This window comes from Streptomyces sp. NRRL S-495, assembly GCF_000966955.1.
GTDB classification, from domain to species: Bacteria; Actinomycetota; Actinomycetes; order Streptomycetales; family Streptomycetaceae; genus Kitasatospora; species Kitasatospora purpeofusca.
Genome location: NZ_JZWY01000448.1, coordinates 1 through 21,580, shown reverse-complemented (window position 1 = coordinate 21,580; position 21,580 = coordinate 1). Strand labels below are relative to the sequence as shown.

The following is a 21,580-nucleotide window of genomic DNA, read 5'->3' as shown; positions in this document are numbered from 1 at the left end:
GGCGGCCTCGGAGCGGATGGTCCGCCCGGCCGGGGCCGCCCGGGAGCGGACCGGTCCGGTCGTGGTCCAGAGCCTGGGCGCCGGGCGGATCACCTTCACCCGGAGCGCGGCGAGCGAGCGCCCCGGCCGCTGGGCCGTCGAGTGGGGGGAGGACGGGCACGCCGTCGTCGAGGAGGTCCTGCACCGCGACGAACGGGGCGTCACCCGTCGGCTGGTCCGCGCCGACCGGGGCACCCTCGCCGCCGGCACCGAGGTCCGCTTCACCCCCCGGGTGTACCTCGGCGACCCGGCCTCGGCGCTCGGCCTGACCTTCGGCGAGACCGCCGTCGAGGGCGAGCTGGGCGCGCTGCCCGCCTGGTGGCTCGACGGCAAGCGCGGCACCTGGGTGATCCTGGTGCACGGCCCGGACGCCGACCGCAGCCAGGTCCTGCCCGTCCTGCCCGTCCTGCGCCGGCTCGGCCTGCCCGCGCTGGCGGTCAGCTACCGGGGTGACGCGGGCGCGCCGGCCTCCCCGGACGGCCTGGGCCACTTCGGCGAGACGGAGTGGCGGGACGTCGAGGCGGCGGTCCGGCTGGCCCTGGACGGCGGCGCGGGCCGGGTGGTCCTCTACGGCTGGTCGCTCGGCGCCACGATGGCCCTCCAGGCGGCCGCCCGGTCGGACTTCGCCTCCTCGATCAGCAGCCTGGTCCTGGACTCCCCGGTGCTGGACTGGCCGGCCACCGCCCGCGGGGGCGCGGCCAGGGCCGGGTACCGGGGCGCGGCCGCCGAACTCGGCGCGCTGGCCGCCCAGGGCCGCACCGGCGTGGATCTGGCCGACTTCGCCCGCCTCGCCGAGGGCGCGGACCTGCGGGTGCCCACCCTGGTGCTGCACGGCCCCGACGACCCGGTGGCGCCGTTCCGGGCCGCCGAGCGGCTGGCCGCGAGCCGTCCGTCGCTGGTGAACCTCCAGGCCTTCCCCGGCGGCGACCACGCCGCGCTGTGGAACACCGACCCGGACCGCTACTCCGAGACCCTGCGCCGCTGGCTCACGCCCTTCTGCTGAGCCGCCGCTCCCCCCTTGTCCCGGCTCCGGCCCCGCCGCGTGCTCCCCGCCGCGCCACGCGGGGCCGGGGAGCCGGGGGGACCGGGTGGCATGCACCCGCCACAAAGATCAAGCCAGTCGGTTTGGGCTCTGTTGCCCGATCTTGTCGATCCCCCCGCACCCCCGCCCCGCCCCGCGCGGACAACCGGATGTGACAGAAGGCCGGTACAAGGGGAAGACTGCTCGACGTGACGTCTCGGAATCCGCGCGACCGTGATGCCCCGCTCCCGCCGACCAACGGTTCCGGTGCGACGGTGACCCGTCTCCCCGGAACGGCCCACCGCCCCGCCGGCGCGAGGCCGGGGAGCCAGGGCGTACCCCGCCGACGAGGCCCCGCCCCCGCCCCCGGCCGAGGCCGGGTCCCCGTACCGGAGGGCTTCCCCGCACCCGCCGAGCTGGCCCCGCTGGCCCGCCGGATGCTGGTCGACGCCGTCCGGATCGCCCGCTGGGCCGGCGACCTCGACGAGGTCGACAAGCGCGGCGAACTGCTCCCGGACGACGCCCGCGCGGCCGGCCGCGCCCTCGCCATGACGGTGGGCGCCGCCGCCAAGGCCTGGGGCCAGGCCCTGCTGGTCGGCCTGGTCGAGCCCCGCGACGGCGGCGCCGTCCCCGGCTGGCGCCTGCACGCCTGGGAGCACGACGACGAGGCGGTGATCCGCGGCTGGTCGACCCTGTTCGACGCCTGGACCCTGCTCGCCCCGGTGCCGCCCGCCGCCCTGCGCGGCGTGTTCGCGGTCCTCGCCGGACAGGCCGTCGACCAGGCACCCCAACTGCTCTCCTTCCTGCACCTGGTGGACGGCCCGGTCGCCGACATCGAGCTGCTGGAGCTGCTCCGGCGCGGCCTGGACGAGCGCCGGGTCGGCGGCGGCGAGGGCGCCTTCGGCCTCTCGCCCGTCCCGCACGCGGCCTCCGCCGTCTCCGCCGTCCGCGGCACCTGCCGCGAGCCGCAGATCGACACCCCGGCCTCGCCCGCCGACGTGGCCGCCGTCCTGGACTGGATGCTGGACGGCCTGGCCGCCGTCGGCGCGCTGGTCCGCGAGGACAACGCGGCCGAGCTCTCCCCGCTCGGGCACTGGGCGGTGCGGGCCAAGCTGGAGGAGATCTGCACTGTCGCGCAGACCGCCGCCGGCCACATCGAGCAGAGCGCGATGGAACTGCTGAGCGCCTGCGCCGACTACTCGCCGGGCCCGGCCCGCGCCGAGTACCGGGCCTGGCTGGCCGCCCGCCCCGCCGACCGGGCGGTGGCCGAGCTGCTGGAGGCCGCGCAGGGCGAGGACGCGCTGGTGCGCGGCCTGGCCTTCGAGGCGCTGCGGGTGGCCGGATCCACCGCCGAGCAGGCCGTGCGGGCCGCCGTCGACGAGCCGGTGCTGCGCCCGTACGCGCTGCTGTGGCTGGCCGAGCGCTCGGACGAGGGAGTCTCCCCGGCCGATGTGCTGGGCGCGGAGGACGCCGCCTGGCTCTGGGTGGACACCGCCGCGGCCGTGCTGGACCACGGCGAAACGGAACTTCTGGTGGGCCATGTCGAGGGCGCCTCGGCCGGCGACCCGGTGCGGCTGTTCGCCCGGGCCCGGCAGTCCGGGCACCCCCGGGCGGCCTCGGTGCTGACAGCCGTCTCCGGGGTCCACCCGGACCCGGCGGTGGCCCGGGCGGCCCGCCGCTCGGCGTTCAGCGTCCACCGCGGCGGCGCCTGAGCCGCAGGCGGCACCCGGCACCCGGACACGCACCCGGACATGCGGAAGGGCCCGGCTCCCCTCGGGGAGCCGGGCCCTTCCGTTCGTTCTGCGGCGGTCGTCAGCCGATCCGGGACTCCGCGCGGCGGGCCCGAACGTCGCCGACCTTCTGGCCGACCTTGCGGCGGATCACCAGCAGCGGCGCCATCGCGGCGAGCGCGATCTGCGCGAACGCGCCGATGTGCAGCAGGTTGTCGCCGCCCGGCAGACCGGTCGCCCAGGCCGCCAGGCAGCCGATGGAGACCACGATCCAGCACAGCGTGGCGGTGGCCAGCAGCCCCTGCGGCTTCGGGTACTCGATCCGGCTGACCATCAGGTACGCGACGGCGAAGATCGCCAGCAGACCGGGCAGGAACGGCGGGTCGAGCAGCACGATGGCGATCACCGTCATCGCGCCCATCGGGCAGGGCATGCCCTGGAACACCCCGGGCCGCATCTTCACGGTGGAGAACCGGGCGAGCCGCAGCACCACCGCCAGCAGCACGGTCAGTGCGATCAGCGCCGACAGCCGGCTGTTGGAGCCGGGCGAGACCATGCCCCAGACCGCGACGAAGTAGGCCGGCGCGATGCCGAAGCTGATCAGGTCGGCCAGGTTGTCGAGTTCGGCGCCGAGTGCGGAGGAGCGCAGCTTGCGCGCCACCAGGCCGTCGAACAGGTCGCACATCGAGCCGATCAGCAGCAGCGTCACCGCGGTGGCGGCGCTGTGCTTGTCCGGCGCGGCGTCCGGGTTGGTGATGTGCGGGACGAGCACCCCGGTGGTGATCGAGTAGATCGCCAGGAAGCCGCAGACGGCGTTCCCCAGGGTGAGGAAGTCGGCGGTGGACAGGTGCTGCGGCGAGCGCGGCGCGCGCAGCTCGCGGTCGCGGGCCCAGCGACGACGGCGCAGGGCCGTCTCCTCGTCGTCCAGGCCGACGATCGTCTCAGGATCAGTCACGGTCAAGGCGCGTCACCCCGGCGGTGGTCTTCTGGCCGACCTCGACGCCGACCTCGACGCCGGCCGGCAGGTAGGTGTCGACCCGGGACCCGAACCGGATCAGACCGATCCGCTCGCCCTGCTCGACCTTGGTACCGGCGTCCACGTACGGCACGATGCGGCGCGCCACGGCGCCCGCGATCTGGACCATCTCGATGTCGCCGAGCTCGGTGTCGAAGTGCCAGACGACCCGCTCGTTCTGGTCGCTGTCCTTGTTGAACGCGGGCACGAAGCCACCGGGCACGTGCTCGACGGAGGTCACCGTGCCGGGCAGGGGCGCCCGGTTGACGTGGACGTTGAGCGGGCTCATGAAGATCGCCACGCGGGTCCGGCCGTCCGGCCACGCGTCGATGCTCTGGACCACGCCGTCGGCGGGGGAGATCACTCTGCCGGTGCCGATCTCACGCTCGGGGTCGCGGAAGAACCACAGCATGCCGGCGCCGAGCGCACAGGCGGGTACCGCTGCCAGGGCCCACTTGCCACTGCGCCGGGTGAGCGCGGTGGTCACGGCGGCCGTGGCGAGGGTGGGGACGAACCAGGGGGTGGCTCCGCGCGCGATGGTCACGCGGGGTCGCCGACCGGCCGTCGTGGCGGCGAGGGCATCGCGGTCCGTGACGGAGGTGTGAGGGGACGGGCTGATGGGCATCGAAGACCTTTGTCGCGGGGGATCATGGCCGCTGGACGGGGGCCACCGCGGGATCGGGTAATAGAGGGACGTCTGCTGTCCCGGTGGATGCTATCGGGAGCACACGGTGGGTGGGCAACCCGCCTGCTCGTTCATGTGACCTGCGGGAGGCGCCGACGCGCCCCCTTGTATACGACCGTAGCTCGCCCCGGTCCGGTTCCCAAGGGACCCGGCGAAGCTGGTGACTCTTGTCTCAACCCTGCCCGGTCGGTCCAGTGGAACTGCCCGTCGAGGGCGCGGGACGGTATGCCGGAGCGGCCGCAGGGCGCGTGACAGCAGCTGTACGCCCTGCGGCCGCTCCGGAGCGGCCGTGTCGGCCCCGGGGCGGACCAGGCCACCGGGGCGGGACACGGCGCGGTGCCGGGACGGGCCCGCACGCCCGTCGTCCGGCGGTCTCGCGGGCCGGCCGCGAGCCCCGCAGCGGGGTGGTCAGCCCGCGATGCGGTACTCCTCCAGCAGCCGGCGCCCGATGATCATCTTCTGGATCTCCGCAGTACCTTCACCGATCAGCAGCATCGGCGCCTCCCGGTAGAGCCGCTCGATCTCGTACTCCTTGGAGAATCCGTAGCCGCCGTGGATGCGGAAGGCGTCCTCGACGACCTCCTTGCAGTACTCGGAGGCGAGGTACTTCGCCATCCCCGCCTCCAGGTCGTTGCGCTCGCCGCTGTCCTTCTTGCGGGCGGCCATGACCATCATCTGGTGCGCGGCCTCGACCTTGGTGGCCATCTCGGCGAGCTTGAACTGGATCGCCTGGTGCTCGGCGATCTTCTTGCCGAAGGTGGAGCGCTGCTGGGCGTAGGAGATGCCCAGTTCGAAGGCGCGGCGGGCGACGCCGCAGCCGCGCGCGGCCACGTTGACGCGGCCGACCTCGACGCCGTCCATCATCTGGTAGAAGCCCCGGCCGGGGACGCCGCCGAGGATCCGGTCGGCCGGGATCCGGACGTCCTGGAGCACCAGCTCGGTGGTGTCGACGCCCTTGTAGCCCATCTTCTCGATCTTCCCGGGCACGGTGAGGCCGGGGACGGTCGGGTTGGCGCCGAAGCCCGGCGTCTTCTCGATCAGGAAGGTGGTCATGTTCTTGTAGGGCGTGGAGCCGCCCTCGTCGGTCTTGCACAGGACCGCGACCAGGCTGGAGGTGCCGCCGTTGGTCAGCCACATCTTCTGGCCGTTGAGGACGTAGAAGTCTCCGTCCTTGACACCCTTGGTGCTGATCGCCGCGACGTCGGAGCCGAGGCCGGGCTCGGACATCGAGAAGGCGCCGCGGATCTCGCCGGCCGCCATCCGGGGCAGGAAGTGGTCCTTCTGCTCCTGGGTGCCGTGCGCGTTGATCATGTGCGCGACGATGAAGTGGGTGTTGACGATGCCGGAGACCGACATCCAGCCGCGGGCGATCTCCTCGACCACCAGCGCGTAGGTCAGCAGCGACTCGCCGAGGCCGCCGTACTCCTCGGGGATGGTCAGGCCGAAGAGGCCGAGCTGCTTCATGCCCTCGACGATCTCCGTCGGGTACTCGTCCTTGTGCTCCAGCTCGGTCGCGACCGGGATGATCTCCTTGTCGACGAACTCGCGCACGGTGGCGAGGATGTCCCGCTGGATCTCGGTGAGGCCGTCGGTCTGTGCGAGGCGTCCCATCGTGCGGCTCCTGTCATGCCTGGAAAAACGAGGGTGGGGGAGTGGACGGGGGCTCCGCGGGCGTGGCTCCGCGGAGCCCCCGTGAACCGGTGCGGGGCACGGCCGATGACGGCGGCCGGCCCGTCCGGGGTCCTGGGGTGGTGGGGCTTCGAAAGGGCTCAGGCGAGCGGGGTGGGGCGGGCGGGCTGCTCGCCGCCGCGCGCCTCGATGTACGTCGCGGTCGGCACCATCACCTTGCGGCGGAAGATGCAGACGACCGTGCCGTCCTGCTTGTAGCCCTTGGTCTCGACGTACACGATGCCGCGGTCGTCCTTGGACTTGGACGGCCACTTGTCGAGCACGGTGGTCTCGCCGTAGATCGTGTCGCCGTGGAAGGTCGGCGCGATGTGCCGCAGCGACTCGATCTCCAGGTTGGCGATCGCCTTGCCGGAGACGTCCGGCACGGACATGCCGAGCAGCAGCGAGTAGATGTAGTTGCCCACCACCACGTTCTTGCCGAAGTCGGTGGTCCGCTCCGCGTAGTTGGTGTCCATGTGGAGCGGGTGGTGGTTCATGGTGAGCAGGCAGAAGAGGTGGTCGTCGTACTCGGTGACCGTCTTGCCGGGCCAGTGCCGGTAGACGGCGCCGACCTCGAACTCTTCGTAGGTGCGTCCGAACTGCATGGTCGATGGCTCCTGACCGGTCTCAGGCCTGCGGGGGCTCGAACGAGGAGGTGCGCTTCAGGCCGGCCGCGCGGCCCTTGCCGGAGACGACCAGCGCCATCTTGCGGCTGGCCTCGTCGATCATCTCGTCGCCGAGCATCGCCGAGCCCTTGAAGCCGCCGGCCTCGGAGGTGCACCAGTCGTAGGCGTCCAGGATCAGCTCGGCGTGGTCGTAGTCCTCCTGGGAGGGCGAGAAGATCTCGTTGGCGGCGCCGATCTGGTCCGGGTGCAGCACCCACTTGCCGTCGAAGCCCAGCGCGGCGGCGCGGCCGGCCACCTCGCGGTAGCCCTCCTGGTTGCGGATCTGGAGGTAGGGGCCGTCGATCGCCTGGAGGTCGTTGGCGCGGGCGGCCATCAGGATGCGCATCAGGATGTAGTGGTAGGCGTCGGCCGAGTAGCCGGGCGGCTGCTCGCCGACCACCAGGGACTTCATGTTGATCGAGGCCATGAAGTCGGCCGGGCCGAAGATGATGGTCTCCAGCCGGGGCGAGGCCTGGGCGATGGTGTCGACGTTGATGAGGCCCTTGGCGTTCTCGATCTGCGCCTCGATGCCGATCCGGCCGACCTCGAAGCCCATGGTCTTCTCGATCTGGGTGAGCAGCAGGTCGAGCGCCTTCACCTGCTCGGCGTCCTGGACCTTCGGCAGCATGATGCAGTCGAGGTTCTGGCCGGCGCCCTCGACCACGGTGATCACGTCGCGGTAGGTCCAGTGGGTGGTCCAGTCGTTGACCCGCACGACCCGGGTCTTGCCGCTCCAGTCGCCGTTGTTCAGGGCGTCGACGACGGTGTGGCGGGCGCTCTCCTTGACCAGGGGGGCGCAGGCGTCCTCCAGGTCGAGGAAGACCTGGTCGGCCTGGAGGCCCTGGGCCTTCTCCAGGAAGCGCGGGTTGGAGCCCGGCACGGCGAGGCAGGAGCGGCGCGGGCGGAGGCGGTTCTGGGACAAGAGGGTGGGTCCTTCCGGGGTCAGCTGGTCGTCGTGGCCGGGGCGGGCGTCCAGGGCTGGAGCCTGTTGGCCAGCCGGATCTCGTCCACGATCCGGCCGATGATGGTCGTGATGCCGAAGTCCTTCGGGGTGAACACGGCGGCGACGCCGGCGGCCTTGAGGGCCTCGCCGTCCGCTGCCGGGATGATGCCACCCACGATCACCGGGACATCCTCCACCCCGGCCCGGCGCAGCCGGTGCAGCACGTCCGGCACCAGTTCGGAGTGGGCGCCGGAGAGGATCGACAGGCCCACGCAGTGGACGTCCTCGGCGACGGCGGCCGAGACGATCTGCTCGGGGGTGAGCCGGATGCCCTGGTAGACCACCTCGAACCCGGCGTCGCGGGCCCGGACGGCGATCTGCTCGGCCCCGTTGGAGTGCCCGTCCAGGCCGGGCTTGCCGACCAGCAGCCGCAGCTTTCCGGCGCCGAGTTCGGCGGCGGTGGCGGCGACCGCCTCGCGGACGGCGGCCAGTTCGCCGCCGGGCTCGGCCGGGACCGCGACCGGGGCGCCGCCGACGCCGGTGGGCGCGCGGTACTCGCCGAACACCTCGCGCAGGGCGAAGGACCACTCGCCGGTGGTGACCCCGGCCCGGGCGCAGGCCAGGGTGGCCGGCACGAGGTTCGCGGTGGTGCCGGCGACGGCCTTGAGCTCCGCCAGGGCGCTCAGTGCGGCGGCCTCGTCGCGCTGCCCGCGCCAGGCCTCCAGTGCGTTCAGCACGGACTGCTCGGAGGCCGGGTCGACGACCATGATCGCGGTGTCGAGGTCGGCCGTGAGCGGGCTCTCCTCGGTGGTGTCGAAGCAGTTGACCCCGATGATCCGGTCCTCGCCGGACTCGATCCGGGCCCGGCGGGCGGCGTGCGAGGCGACCAGGTTGGACTTCAGGTAGCCGGACTCGACGGCCGGGATGACCCCGCCCATCTCCAGCACCTTGGCGATCTCGGCCTCGGCGCCGGCCAGCAGGTCGGCGGTCTTGGCCTCGACGACCTCGGAGCCGTTGAAGAGGTCCCCGTACTCCAGCAGGTCGGACTCGAAGGCGAGCACCTGCTGGATCCGCAGCGACCACTGCTGGTCCCACGGGCGGGGCAGGCCGAGCGCCTCGTTCCAGGCGGGCAGCTGGACGGCGCGGGCGCGGGCGTCCTTGGAGAGCGTGACGGCGAGCATCTCCAGCACGATCCGCTGGACGTTGTTCTCCGGCTGGGCCTCGGTCAGGCCGAGCGAGTTGACCTGCACGCCGTAGCGGAACCGGCGCTGCTTGGGGTCCTCGATGCCGTACCGCTCCCGGGTGACCTTCTCCCATAGCCGGCCGAAGGCCCGCATCTTGCACATCTCCTCGACGAAGCGCACCCCGGCGTTGACGAAGAAGGAGATCCGGGCGACCACCTCGCCCATCCGCTCGGCCGGCACCTGGCCGGAGTCGCGGACGGCGTCCAGCACCTCGATCGCGGTGCACATCGCGTAGGCGATCTCCTGGACCGGGGTGGCCCCGGCCTCCTGGAGGTGGTAGCTGCAGATGTTGATCGGGTTCCACTTCGGGATGTTCCCGACCGTGTAGGCGATCATGTCGGTGATCAGGCGCACCGAGGGGCCGGGCGGGAAGACGTGCGTCCCGCGCGACAGGTACTCCTTGACGATGTCGTTCTGGGTGGTGCCGGTGAGCTTGGCGATGTCCGCGCCCTGCTCCTCGGCGACCACCTGGTAGAGCGCCAGCAGCCACATCGCGGTGGCGTTGATCGTCATGGAGGTGTTGGTCTGCTCGAGCGGGATGCCGTCGAACAGGGTGCGCATGTCGCCGACGTGGCCCACCGGCACCCCGACCCGGCCGACCTCGCCGCGGGCGAGGATGTGGTCGGAGTCGTAGCCGGTCTGGGTCGGCAGGTCGAACGCCACCGAGAGGCCGGTCTGCCCCTTGGCGAGGTTCCGCCGGTACAGCGCGTTGGAGTCCTCGGCCGTCGAGTGCCCGGCGTAGGTGCGCATCAGCCAGGGCCGGTCGCGCTTCTGGTCGGTCATCGGGTCGCCTTAGATGTCGCGGAAGCGGTTGATCGCGGGCAGGTGCTGGGCGCGCAGTTCGGCGTCGCGCACGCCCAGGCCCTCCTCGGGGGCGAGGCAGAGCACGCCGACCTTGCCCTGGTGCCGGTTCTGGTGGACGTCGAGCGAGGCCTGCCCGGTCTGCTCCAGCGAGTAGACCTTGGACAGGGTCGGGTGGATCTTGCCCTTGGCCACCAGGCGGTTGGCCTCCCAGGCCTCGCGGTAGTTGGCGAAGTGCGAGCCGACGATCCGCTTGAGCGACATCCACAGGTAGCGGTTGTCGTACTGGTGCATGTAGCCGGAGGTGGAGGCGCAGGTGACGATGGTGCCGCCCTTGCGGGTGACGTAGACGCTGGCGCCGAAGGTCTCCCGGCCGGGGTGCTCGAAGACGATGTCGACGTCCTCGCCGCCGGTCAGCTCGCGGATCCGGCCGCCGAACCGCTTCCACTCGCGCGGGTCCTGGTTGTGCTCGTCCTTCCAGAACCGGTAGCCCTCGGCGGAGCGGTCGATGATCGCCTCGGCGCCCATCGCCCGGCAGATGTCGGCCTTCTCCGGGCTGGAGACCACGCAGATCGGGGTGGCGCCGCCGGCCAGCGCGTACTGGGTGGCGTACGAGCCGAGGCCGCCGCTGGCGCCCCAGATCAGCACGTTGTCGCCCTGCTTCATGCCCGCGCCGTTCTGCGAGACCAGCTGGCGGTAGGCGGTGGAGTTGACCAGGCCGGGGGAGGCGGCCTCCTCCCAGGTCAGGTGGGCGGGCTTGGGCATCAGCTGGTTGGTCTTCACCAGGGCCAGCTGGGCCAGGCCGCCGAAGTTGGTCTCGAAGCCCCAGATCCGCTGCTCCGGGTCCATCATCGTGTCGTTGTGGCCGTCCGAGGACTCCAGCTCGACGGACAGGCAGTGGGCGACCACCTCGTCGCCCGGCTTCCAGGCGTTGACCCCGGCGCCGGTGCGCAGCACCACGCCCGCCAGGTCGGAGCCGAGCACGTGGTACGGCAGGTCGTGGCGCTTGGTGAGCGGGGAGAGCCGGCCGTAGCGCTCCAGGAAGCCGAAGGTGGAGACCGGCTCGAAGATCGAGCTCCACACGGTGTTGTAGTTCACCGCGCTCGCCATCACGGCGACCAGGGCCTCGCCCGGGCCCAGCTCGGGCAGCGGGACGTCGTCGAGGTGGAGGGACCGGCGGGGGTCCTTGTCGCGGCTGGCGAGGCCCGCGAACATCTGCTCCTCGTCCTTGTGGAGCGTCACCGCCCGGTAGGACTCCGGCAGCTTCACGTTGGCGAAGTCCGCCGAGGTGCTGTCGGAGCTGAGGATCGCGTCGAGGATTTCCTTCATGGCTGCCTCCGAAGGCGTACCTGTGTGAGGGCACAGGGCGTCTGGGGGAGCCGGGAGCGGACACCGGCTTCGCTGAACGGGGTGGTGGGTGTGGGTGGCTGGTGGGCCGGGGTGGCTGGTGGGCCGGTGGCTGGTGGGCCGGGTACTGCGGTGGGTCGCCCCCGGGGTCGGGGGGCGCCGGTACGACGGCGCGCCGAGGTGGGGAGCCGCGGCGCCGCGACTGGTGGGTAACAAGGTAGTGGCACCCTGTGCCACTCGTAAAGACACGCGGTGCCACCAATTCGGGTGGGTCGGACGCGCCTCCCGAGGGCCTGCGGAGGGCATGGAAAGGGCCCGTGCCGACACTTCGGCACGGGCCCTAGAACCCCTTGCGACCTGCGAAAACGCCTACCGTCAGGCCTGCTTGACGCCCTCCAGGGCGGCCCGCACGGCATTCACCACCAGCTCCAGCGGAGCGTCCGTCCGGGTGACTGTGATGAGCACCTCACCTCCAGGACTGGCACTCAGTGCGCTTGCGGTCGAGGCCTCCGCCTCCGCCCCACTGGCACCCGGTGCCACCACGGCACCGCGCCGCCGCGCCCCCGGCGCGCTGGAGCCCCAGAAGGTCTGCCGGATCACCTCGAAGGAGTGGTCCAGCTGCGCCTCCACATCGCCCCGCCCGCCGGCCCGCAGCCAGCGCCGCAGCACGTGGTTGTGGGCCGCGACCACCGCCGCCGCCGACACCTCGGCCAGCATCGAGTCGTCCTCGCCGCCGTGCTGCCAGCCCGTGGGGATCTCCCCGGCGGTGTCGAACCGGCCCAGCAGGTAGCGGGTGAACAGCCGCTCGTAGCGGGCCACCACGGCGATCTCCCGCTCCCGCAGCGTCGGCACCTGGCGGATCAGCTGGTACCTGGCCACCGAGACCCCGGGCGTGGAGGCGTACATCCGCAGCACCTCCTTGATGCCCCGGCAGACCACGTCCAGCGGGTGCTCCTCCGGCTCGGCACTGGCCAGCAGGTCGGCGACCCGCACCAGGGTGTCGTCGTGGTCCGGGAAGATCGCCTCCTCCTTGGACCGGAAGTACCGGAAGAAGGTCCGCCGGGCCACTCCGGCCGCCGCGGCGATCTGGTCGACCGTGGTCTCCTCGTAGCCCTGCGAGGCGAACAGCTCCATCGCGGCGGTGGCCAGGTCCTGGCGCATCTGCTGGCGCTGGGCCGCCGCCCGGCGGCTGCCCTGACCCCCCTCCGCGCCCGTCCCGGCCGACCGGCCGTCACGCGCCGGGGCGGACTGCTGCGGGGCGGATTGCTGCGGGGAGACTGACTGAACCCGATCCATGCCCGGAACGCTACACGTCCCCGGCGCCGGAACAGGGGGCCTTCCGCGGCGTACCGGGGCGACCGGCCCGGCCACCGCCGGTCTCGGCCAGTGCGCGGACACCGAACCCGCCCCCCAGCCGGCCCGCTCCGTGCGGAACGGCGGCCGGTCGGACGCTCCCCCGTAGGACGGCGGGGTGGTCATCGGCGCGCGTGGTCGCGGAAACCGCGGCCGGTCTTGCGGCCCAGGCAGCCCGCCGCCACCAGGTGCTCCAGCAGCGGCGCCGCGGCCAGGCCCGGCTCGCGGAACTCCTGGTGCAGCACCTGCTCGATGGTCAGCGAGACGTCCAGGCCGACCACGTCCAGCAGCTCGAACGGGCCCATCGGGTAGCCGCAGCCGAGCTTCATCGCGGTGTCGATGTCGTCCACCGTCGCGTAGTGCTCCTGGAGCATCCGCACCGCGTCGTTGAGATAGGGGAAGAGCAGCGCGTTCACGATGAAGCCGGCCCGGTCCCCGCACTCCACCGGGTGCTTGCGGACCTTCGCGCACAGCTCCAGCACGGTGGCGGTGACGTCCGGCGCGGTCAGCACCGTGGAGACCACCTCGACCAGCCGCATTGCGGGCGCCGGGTTGAAGAAGTGCATGCCGACCACGTCCTGCGGCCGCCGGGTGGCCGAGGCGCAGGCGACCACCGGCAGCGAGGAGGTGGTGGTGGCCAGCACCGCGCCCGGCTTGACGATCGCGTCCAGCGCGGTGAACAGCTCGCGCTTGACCCCGAGGTCCTCGGCGACCGCCTCGACCACCAGGTCCACGTCCGCCAGCTCGCCGTACTGCCCGACCGGCGTGACCAGGCCCAGGGCGGCGTCCCGCTGCTCCTCGGTCAGCCGGCCCTTCGCCACCGAGCGCTCCAGCGACTTCGCCAGCTGCGCCTTGGCCCGCTCGGCCTTCTCCAGGCTGCGGGCGGCCAGCAGCACCGGGTACCCGGCCTTGGCGAACACCTCGACGATGCCGGTGGCCATGGTGCCCGAGCCGCAGACGCCGATGCTGCGCACCTCCCGTCCTGCCACCCCCGGCCGGGCCGGGCCGGCGGTGGTGTCGACGGCCCTGGACGAGCCGGGCGCCTCGTAGGTGTAGAAGCCGCGGCCGGTCTTGCGGCCCAGCAGCCCGGCCGCGACCAGCTGGCCGAGGATCGGCGCGGGCGCGTGCAGCCGGTCCCTGGACTGCTCGTACATCGCCTCCAGGACGGTCCTCGCGGTGTCCACGCCGATCAGGTCGAGCAGCGCCAGCGGCCCCATCGGCAGGCCGCAGCCGAGCCGCATCGCGGCGTCGATGTCCTCCCGGGTGGCGTACTTGGACTCGTACATCGCGGCGGCCTGGTTCAGGTACGCGAAGAGCAGGCCGTTGACCACGAAGCCGGCCCGGTCGCCGGCCGCCACCGGCTCCTTGCCGAGGTCCCGGGCGAGCGCCGCGGCGTCCTCGGCGACCTGCGGGGCGGTGAGCACGGTGCGCACCACCTCGACCAGCTTCATGGTGTGCACCGGGTTGAAGAAGTGCAGGCCGAGCACCCGGTCCGGGCGGGCGGTGGCGGCGGCGATCCGGGTCACCGAGAGCGCGGTGGTGCCGGTGGCGAACACCGTGCCGGCCGGGCAGATCCGGTCCAGCTCGGCGAAGACCTGCCGCTTCAGCTCCAGCTGCTCGGGGACCTCCTCGATCACCAGGTCCGCCTCGGCGGCCGCGTCCAGGGTGTGGCCGACGGTGAGCCGGGCGAGCAGCCCGGCCCGCTCCTCGGCGGTGAGCCGCTCCCGGGCCACCGCGTGCGCGGTGGACTCCTCGATCCGGGCCAGGGCCCGGGCGGCGGAGTTCTCGTCGGCCTCGATGCCGATCACCCGGCGGCCGCTCCTGGCGACCGCGACGGCGACGCCGGTGCCCATCGTGCCGAGTCCGACCACGGCGACCGTGGGAAAGGGACGCTCCATCTGTCCTGACTCCTTGTCATGGAAGGCCCGCGCGCGCTCCGGAGGGCGCGCCCCCGGAGGAGGGTCCGCGCGCGGTGCGGGGGATGACGGTTGCGGCCACCGCGCAGCCGCCGGTCCGCTCCGGCGGTGCTGCGGGTGTGCCGTGGTACTCAGGCGCTCGGGGTGAAGGAAGCGGCTCTGAACACAGAGGAGAGAAATCCGGCTCCGGCCGCGATCCGCGGCACCGGCCGGTGAACGAACGCACCGTCGTCCGCCGTCGGCCCCGCGGTTCCCGGCGCGGCGGACGGCGCCCCGCCGGTGCGGCTCCCGAAGCCCGGCAGTGGTGCGTGCCGACACTGTAGCGAAGTTACCAATCAGTAGGAAGGGGGTGGGCGGTCGGAGTTCCGCTGCTCACGGCCGGGTGATCACCCGTGCGGGTGAGGACGGTGGACGGACGTCCGTTCGGACCACCCGATAGGGGAGTTACGCGGCCCGGCGGCGCTGGGCAGCATGGGGGCATGACCACTGGAACCGTTGCCACGGACCGACCCGAGCCCACCGCCGGGTCCGCCGCGGGGCCCGCCCCCGGCCCGGCCGGGCAGGTCGACGCCGGCGCCGGCACCGTGCTGCCGCCGCGGGCGGACCGGGCCGAGCGCGGCGAGCGCGCGCAGGCCGCCGCCGACCGGCTGCGGGGCTCCGGGGTCGAGGCGGTCGCCGTCACCTGGGTGGACAACGCGGGCATCGCCCGGGTCAAGGCGGTGCCGCTCGGCGGCCTGGTGCACGCGGCGCAGTGGGGCGTCGGCGCGGCCCCCTGCTTCGACGTCTTCCTCGCCGACGACTCGATCGTCACCAGCCGGCTGATCGGCGGCCCCACCGGCGACCTCCGGCTCTACCCCGACGTCGAGCGGGTCGTCCCGCTCGCCGCCCAGCCCGGCTGGGCCTGGGCCCCGGGGGACCGCTACACCCAGGGCGGCGCCCCGCACCCCGGGTGCCAGCGGCTCTTCGCCCGCCGGGCGGTGGCCGCCGCGGCCGAGCAGGGCCTGGCCCTCAAGGCCGGGATCGAGATCGAGTGGGTGGTCGCGCTGGCCGGCCCGGAGGGGGAGGAGCCCCGCTACCCGACGGCCGGCCCGGCCTACGGCATGCAGCGGCTCACCGACCTCTCCGACTACCTGCGCGACGTGCTCCGCGCCCTCGGCGAGCAGGGCCTGACCGTGCTCCAGATCCACCCCGAGTACGCGCCCGGGCAGTTCGAGGTCTCGGTCGCCCCGGAGGGCCCGGTCGAGGCCGCCGACACCTCGGTGCTGGTCCGGCACACCGTCCGCGCCGTATCCGCCCGGCACGGCCTGCGGGCCTCCTTCGCCCCGGCGGTCGAGGCCGGCGGGGTCGGCAACGGCGGCCACCTCCACCTCAGCCTCTGGCGCGAGGGGCACAACCTCGCGCACGGCGGCCCCGGCCCGCACGGGCTGACCGCCGAGGCGGAGGGCTTCCTGGCCGGGGTGCTCGGCGCGCTGCCCGAGCTGCTGGTGCTCGGCTGCTCCAGCCCGGCCGGCTATCTGCGGCTGGTCCCCTCGCACTGGGCCGGGGCCTACCAGTGCTGGGGCCTGGAGAATCGCGAGGCCGCGCTCCGCCTGGTCACCGGTTCCACCGGCGAGCGGTCCTCCGCCGCCAACGCCGAGATCAAGTGCTTCGACGCCACCGCCAACCCCTACCTGGCGGTCGGCGCGGTGATCGCCGCCGGCCTCGCCGGGCGGGAGCAGCGGCTCGCGCTGCCGCCGGAGTTCACCGGGGACCCGTCCCTGGCCGAGCCCGGCACCGTCCCCCGGCTGCCGGCCGGCCCGGCCGAGGCGCTCGCCGCCTATCGGGGCTCCGCCGTGCTCCGGGAGGCGCTCGGCGAGCCGCTGTTCGAAGCGGTGCTGGCCGTCCGGCAGGCCGAGGCCGAGCAGTACGCCGACGCGACGCCCGAGCGGCTGGCCGCCGCCACCCGCTGGCGGTACTGACCGGTGGCCCCGGTTGGCGTCCCCGCGCTGGTCGACCACCACTGCCACAGCGTGGTGACGGCCGAGCTCGACGACGACGCCCTGGCGGGGCTGCTCACCGAGTCCGACCGCCCGCCCGCGCCCGGCACCTCGCCCTTCGACAGCGCGCTCGGCCTCGCCGTCCGCCGCTGGTGCCCGCCCGCGCTCGGGCTGCCCGCGCACGCGCCGGCCGAGGAGTACCTGGCCCGGCGGCGCGAGCTGGGCGCCCCGGAGGCCACCCGCCGGCTGCTGGCCGCCGCCGGCCTGGACACCTGCCTGGTGGACACCGGGCTGACCGGGGCCGCCGGCCGTCCGCTGCTGCCGCTCGACGGTTTCGCCGCGGCCGCCGGCGCCCGGGTGCGCGAGGTGGTCCGGCTGGAGCCGATCGCCGAGGCCGTCGACGCCCCGCCCGGAGACTGGGCGCGGGCGGTGCGCGCGGCGCTGGCCGCCGCGGCCGCCGGCGCCGTCGCGGTCAAGTCGGTGGTGGCCTACCGGGCCGGCCTCGCGGTGCCCGCGCGGCGCCCCTCGCCGGCCGAGGTGACGGCGGCCGCCGCCGCCCGGCAGCGCGCCGGGGGCGGCCGGCTGACCGACCCGGTCCTGCTGCACGAGCTGCTCCACACCGCCCTGGAGGTCTGCGCCGGGCTGCGGCTGCCGCTCCAGCTGCACACCGGCTTCGGCGATCCCGACGTCACCCTGCACCGGGCCGACCCGTCGCTGCTCGCCGACTTCGTCCGGGCCGCCGAGCCGTCGGGCGTCCCGCTGGTGCTGCTGCACGGCTACCCGTACCACCGGCAGGCCGCCTGGCTGGCCCAGGCCTTCCCGCTGGTGTACACCGACCTCGGGCTGACCACCTCCTACGTCGGCCCGCGGGCGGCGGCGGTGCTCGGCGAGATGCTGGAGCTGGCGCCGTTCGGCAAGCTGCTCTTCTCCACCGACGGCTACGGCCTGCCGGAGCTCCACCTGGTCGGCGCGGCGCAGTTCCGCCACGGCCTGGGCACCCTGCTGGACGGCTGGCGGGCCGACGGCGCCTGCACCGCGGCCGACGCCGAGCGGCTGGCCCGTCTGGTGGCGGCCGACAATGCCCGCCGACTGTACGCGATCTGAGTATCCGCCGCGCCGCCGTGGCGGCCATCCGCCACTGGCCGCTTTCGGCCGCACCGGGTGCCTGTTCCCCCGTCGGTCCGGCTGACTAGGATCCCCGCCAGCGAGGTCTGCGTTTTTTCCGATCGTCCGACCGGTCACCCCTGCCCAGCAGGAGCGGAGTCATACCTTCCGCCGGTGGACGACTTGTGACGATTAGATGTCTACCTCTTGCGGATTGCAACACTTGTTCACTAGCGTCCCGATCATTCCAAGCGCATCTGCCATCCGCAGCTGCAGCATGACGACTCGGGAGGGCCAACCCCTATGAGTGTTCCTCGGATCAGCCGGACCCGGATCGCGGCGGTGGGCGTTGTCCTCGCCACCGCCGGAGCCCTCGCGCTCCCGGCCGGCAGCGCCTTCGCCGCCGGGGCGGAGACGACCACCGGTCCGCTGCTCAGCTACGTCGTCAACACCAAGGCCAACCACGGCCAGGTGCAGAAGGTCGAGACCGCGGTCAAGGCCCTCGGCGGCACCGTGGTCTACTCCTACGAGCAGATCGGCGTGGTGATCGCCCGCTCGACCGACACCCAGTTCGCCGCCAAGCTGCGCAAGGCGAAGGCTGTCGAGTCGGTCGGCGCCAGCCGCACCAAGGGCATCACCGCCTCCGAGGACAAGGTCGCCGAGGTCGCCGCCGCCCCGACCGCCGCCCCCGCCGCCGGCGAGGAGCCCTACTGGGCCAACCAGTGGGACATGCGCCAGATCGGTGTCGACAAGGCCCACAAGCTGTCCCTCGGCAGCAACAAGGTCACCGTCGGCGTGCTGGACTCCGGCATCGACGGCAAGCACGAGGACCTCGCCGCCAACATCGACGCCTCGCAGTCGGTCTCCTGCATCGACGGCGGCAAGCCGAACACCGCCTGGGACGCGTGGCAGCCGGGCGTCGACGGCGCCCACGGCACCCACGTGGCCGGCACCATCGCCGCCGCCAAGAACGGCAAGGGCATCGAGGGCATCGCCCCGAACGTCAAGCTCGCCGCGGTGAAGGTCGTCGACGACGGCGGCTTCATCTACCCGGAGTACGCCATCTGCGGCTTCGTCTGGGCCGGTGAGCACAAGTTCAAGGTCACGAACAACAGCTACTTCGTCGACCCGTGGATGTTCAACTGCCAGAACGACGCGGACCAGGCGGCGATCACCACCGCCGTCCGCCGCGCCGTCGAGTTCTCGCAGCGCAAGGGCGTCCTCAACGTCGCCGCCGCGGGCAACGAGAACATCGACCTGGCCCACAAGACCAAGGACGTCGCCAGCCCGGACGACACCACGCCGGTCGAGCGCCCGATCACCCAGGACTGCCTCAACCTGCCGACCGAGCTGGACGGCGTCGTCGCGGTCTCCTCCGTCGGTGTCAACGGCGACAAGTCGTACTACTCCAGCTACGGCAAGAACAAGGTCACCGTGGCCGCCCCCGGTGGCGACCGCCGCTACCAGATCCCGGACACCCCGGACAAGAACGGCCGCACGCTGTCGACCATCCCGGGCGGCCAGTACGGCTACATGCAGGGCACCTCGATGGCCTCCCCGCACGCCGCCGGTGTGCTCGCCCTGCTGGCCAGCACCTTCCCGTGGGCCAGCCCGGAGGAGCTGACCGAGCTGCTCACCAACCAGGCCGAGTCGCACGCGTGCCCGTCGGGCCCGTACAACCCGGGCGGCACCGGTGAGTTCGCGGCCACCTGCGAGGGTGGCGTGGACGACAACGGCTTCTACGGCGCGGGCATCATCAACGCCGAGAAGGCGGTCCAGTGGTGGCGCTGAGCCACGGCTGACCGGCTGCTGAACCCCTGAGTCGCCGAACGGGGGCGGGACACGAGTCCCGCCCCCGTTCGCGTTCCACCGTCTGCCCGCCCCCGTCCGGGGCCGGCCGGGGGCGGGTCCGGCGGGTCATTCGACGTGCTGCTCCCACACCGTCTCCACCGACGGCTTGCCGTGCAGGTCCGGCACCTCCCGCAGCCAGGCCGGCCGCCCGGCCCTGGTCCGCGCGGCCCGCCGCCCCTCCGCGTCGCGCAGCTGCTCGGGGGTGGAGAACCCCTCCGGCAGCCATTCGGCCGAGCGGGCCGCCCGCTCCGCCAGGTGCTCCACATAGGCCCGGCGCAGCTCCCCGACCGAGTCGAACCCCGGCTCGTCGGCCAGCCAGGCGTCCGGCACCAGAGCCACCACCTGCTCCAGCAGCCCGGCGGTGACCAGCGGCCCGAGCTCCTCGTCCGCCAGCCGCACGTCCGGGCGGTACCCGCCGAGGGCGTGGGCGCTCAGGTCGTAGCGCTTGCCGACCGAGGCCCCGGCCGCGGACCAGCGGTGGTGGAAGATCAGCGCGGCGCCGTTGTCGATCAGCCAGAGCCGGCCGTGCCAGACCATCAGGTTGGGGTTGTGCACCGTCCGGTCGACATTGCCGGTGAGCGCGTCCAGCCACACCACCCGGCCGGCCTCGGCCGCTCCGACGTCGATCATGCCGGGCCGGAAGTCGCGGGCGCCGGGCAGCAGGTCCATCCCGAGGTTGACGCCGCGGCTGGCCCGCAGGATGTCCTGGATCTCGCGGTCCGGCTCGTCCTCGGCCACCGCCGGGTCGAAGTCCACCAGCCGCAGCTCCGGCACCCGCAGGCCGAGCCGCCGGGCCAGCTCGCCGACGATCACCTCCGCCACCAGCGCCTTCCGGCCCTGGCCGGCCCCGGTGAACTTCACCACATAGGTACCCAGGTCGTCGGTCTCCACCACGCCGGGCACGGAACCGCCGGCCCGCAGCGGGTCGACGTAGCGCACTGCTGTCACCTGTTCGAGCACAACCGCCACCCTAACGTCCTCGTCCGAGCGGAGGCCGCCGCCCGGCTCACCCGGTCCGCTGTGATTGGCTTGCCGGTGAGCGACACCGGCCGGACGGAACCCGGCGCCGGACGACCGACGAAGGAGAGCAGGACCATGGGACAGGTGCAGGCCACCACCGAGCGGGTCTACGACGCGGCCCCCGAGCGGGTGTACGAGGCCCTGGCCGACTACCAGGTGATCCGCCCCAAGCTGCTGCCCGCGCAGTACAGCGAGTACGAGGTCCGGGTCGGCGGCACCGGAGCGGGCACCCAGGTGCACTGGAAGCTCCAGGCCACCGAGAAGCGGATCCGCGACTGCCTGCTCACCGTCTCCGCGCCGCGGCCGGACCAGCTGGTGGAGAAGGACGCCAACTCCAGCATGGTGGTCACCTGGACCGTCGCGGCGGCCGGCGAGGGCCGGACCAGGGTCACCGTCACGGCCACCTGGCAGGGCGCGACCGGTATCGGCGGCTTCTTCGAGCGGACCTTCGCGCCCAAGGGCCTGAACCGGATCCACGACGAGGTGCTCGCCAACCTGGCCGCCGAGGTGCGCTGAGCCGGAGCGCCCGGGCCGGGGCCCGCGCCCCGGCCCGCCCGCCCCGCCAACTCGACCAGGAATTCGAGGAGTTCGTCCACCCGTACGAGCGGCACGCCGTACGGGTGGACGCCCCGCCACCTCCGGGTGACGAGGGCCCCGCGGCACGGTGCGGCCACCCTAGGCTCGCCGCCGTGCATATGACGATCCTTCACATTTCCCAACCCGTCGACGGCGGCGTGGCCCGCGTCGTGGTCGACCTGGTCCGGGGTCAGCGCGAGGCCGGCCACCGGGTGCTGGTCGCCTGCCCGCGCGGCGGCCGGCTGGCCGAGGAGGCCGCGGCCGTCGGCGCGCTGGTCCAGGACTGGCCCGCCGACCGCTCGCCCGGCCCGGCCACCGCGGCCGAGGTCTGGCGGCTGCGCCGGATCGTCCGGGCCGCCGCGCCCGACATGCTCCATCTGCACAGCGCCAAGGCCGGGCTGGCCGGCCGGCTGGCCGTCCGCGGCGCGGTGCCCACGGTCTTCCAGCCGCACGCCTGGTCCTTCGCCGCCGTGGACGGCGCGCTGGCCGCCGCCACCCTGCGCTGGGAGCGGTACGCGACCCGCTGGGCGCACCGGCTGCTCTGCGTGTCGGTCCAGGAGCGGACCGACGGCATCGCGGCCGGACTGCACGCCGACTGGGCGGTGGTGCCCAACGGCGTGGACGTG

The 21,580-nt window shown here is 73.4% G+C and carries 17 protein-coding genes; 7 read left to right on the top strand and 10 right to left on the bottom strand.

Features of this window, described 5'->3' with window-relative positions:
* Nucleotides 1–1,042, top strand: a 1,042-nt coding sequence (locus VR45_RS23235) for an alpha/beta fold hydrolase (RefSeq protein WP_045941756.1), incomplete at its 5' end; no start/stop codon positions are given.
* Nucleotides 1,043–1,335: 293 nt separating this feature from the next.
* Nucleotides 1,336–2,772, top strand: a complete 1,437-nt coding sequence (locus VR45_RS23230) for a hypothetical protein (RefSeq protein WP_234326088.1) — start codon at nucleotides 1,336–1,338, stop codon at nucleotides 2,770–2,772.
* Nucleotides 2,773–2,872: 100 nt separating this feature from the next.
* Here VR45_RS23230 and VR45_RS23225 read toward each other — a convergent pair whose 3' ends face one another.
* From VR45_RS23225 to VR45_RS23185, 9 genes are all read right to left on the bottom strand, one after another.
* Nucleotides 2,873–3,697: a CDP-alcohol phosphatidyltransferase family protein gene (locus VR45_RS23225; protein WP_045941755.1), complete on the bottom strand. Its 825-nt coding sequence runs from the start codon at nucleotides 3,695–3,697 to the stop codon at nucleotides 2,873–2,875.
* 40 nt (nucleotides 3,698–3,737) lie between these two features.
* Nucleotides 3,738–4,430 (bottom strand): phosphatidylserine decarboxylase, encoded by a 693-nt coding sequence (locus tag VR45_RS23220; protein WP_030398303.1) that lies wholly within the window; start codon nucleotides 4,428–4,430, stop codon nucleotides 3,738–3,740.
* 468 nt (nucleotides 4,431–4,898) lie between these two features.
* On the bottom strand, nucleotides 4,899–6,101 hold the full coding sequence (locus VR45_RS23215) for an acyl-CoA dehydrogenase family protein (protein WP_045941751.1): 1,203 nt from the start codon (nucleotides 6,099–6,101) through the stop codon (nucleotides 4,899–4,901).
* Nucleotides 6,102–6,259: 158 nt separating this feature from the next.
* Nucleotides 6,260–6,763, bottom strand: a complete 504-nt coding sequence (locus VR45_RS23210) for a MaoC family dehydratase (protein ID WP_030398301.1) — start codon at nucleotides 6,761–6,763, stop codon at nucleotides 6,260–6,262.
* A 22-nt stretch (nucleotides 6,764–6,785) separates the two neighbouring features.
* The gene (locus VR45_RS23205) at nucleotides 6,786–7,745 is read right to left on the bottom strand and encodes a CoA ester lyase (RefSeq protein ID WP_045941750.1); all 960 of its coding nucleotides are present in this window, start codon (nucleotides 7,743–7,745) and stop codon (nucleotides 6,786–6,788) included.
* Between the two features lie 20 nt (nucleotides 7,746–7,765).
* On the bottom strand, nucleotides 7,766–9,793 hold the full coding sequence (locus tag VR45_RS23200) for a protein meaA (RefSeq protein ID WP_045941749.1): 2,028 nt from the start codon (nucleotides 9,791–9,793) through the stop codon (nucleotides 7,766–7,768).
* A 9-nt stretch (nucleotides 9,794–9,802) separates the two neighbouring features.
* Nucleotides 9,803–11,140 (bottom strand): crotonyl-CoA carboxylase/reductase, encoded by a 1,338-nt coding sequence (gene ccrA, locus VR45_RS23195; RefSeq protein ID WP_045941748.1) that lies wholly within the window; start codon nucleotides 11,138–11,140, stop codon nucleotides 9,803–9,805.
* Nucleotides 11,141–11,533: 393 nt separating this feature from the next.
* Entirely contained in the window at nucleotides 11,534–12,454 is a 921-nt protein-coding gene (locus VR45_RS23190; RefSeq protein WP_045941747.1) for a TetR family transcriptional regulator, read from the bottom strand.
* Between the two features lie 179 nt (nucleotides 12,455–12,633).
* Nucleotides 12,634–14,409, bottom strand: a complete 1,776-nt coding sequence (locus VR45_RS23185; protein ID WP_045941746.1) for a 3-hydroxybutyryl-CoA dehydrogenase — start codon at nucleotides 14,407–14,409, stop codon at nucleotides 12,634–12,636.
* A 497-nt stretch (nucleotides 14,410–14,906) separates the two neighbouring features.
* Here VR45_RS23185 and VR45_RS23180 point away from each other — a divergent pair, with 497 nt between their 5' ends.
* The 3 genes from VR45_RS23180 (at nucleotide 14,907) to VR45_RS23170 (ending at nucleotide 19,298) form a co-directional block, all read left to right on the top strand.
* Nucleotides 14,907–16,385, top strand: a complete 1,479-nt coding sequence (locus VR45_RS23180; RefSeq protein ID WP_078896762.1) for a glutamine synthetase family protein — start codon at nucleotides 14,907–14,909, stop codon at nucleotides 16,383–16,385.
* 3 nt (nucleotides 16,386–16,388) lie between these two features.
* Nucleotides 16,389–17,507, top strand: a complete 1,119-nt coding sequence (locus tag VR45_RS23175) for an amidohydrolase family protein (RefSeq protein WP_045941745.1) — start codon at nucleotides 16,389–16,391, stop codon at nucleotides 17,505–17,507.
* Nucleotides 17,508–17,810: 303 nt separating this feature from the next.
* Nucleotides 17,811–19,298 carry a S8 family serine peptidase gene (locus VR45_RS23170; RefSeq protein WP_045941744.1) on the top strand — a complete coding sequence of 496 codons (1,488 nt, stop codon included), beginning with the start codon at nucleotides 17,811–17,813 and terminating at the stop codon, nucleotides 19,296–19,298.
* A 126-nt stretch (nucleotides 19,299–19,424) separates the two neighbouring features.
* On the opposite strand, the gene VR45_RS23165 is transcribed toward VR45_RS23170, so the two are convergent.
* Nucleotides 19,425–20,318 carry a HipA family kinase gene (locus VR45_RS23165; protein ID WP_045941743.1) on the bottom strand — a complete coding sequence of 298 codons (894 nt, stop codon included), beginning with the start codon at nucleotides 20,316–20,318 and terminating at the stop codon, nucleotides 19,425–19,427.
* A gap of 135 nt (nucleotides 20,319–20,453) precedes the next feature.
* Here VR45_RS23165 and VR45_RS23160 point away from each other — a divergent pair, with 135 nt between their 5' ends.
* A complete protein-coding gene (locus VR45_RS23160) occupies nucleotides 20,454–20,894 on the top strand; it encodes an SRPBCC family protein (RefSeq protein WP_045941742.1) in 441 nt (146 codons plus the stop codon).
* Nucleotides 20,895–21,073: 179 nt separating this feature from the next.
* On the top strand, nucleotides 21,074–21,580 hold a 507-nt coding region (locus VR45_RS23155; protein WP_045941753.1), incomplete at its 3' end, for a glycosyltransferase family 4 protein.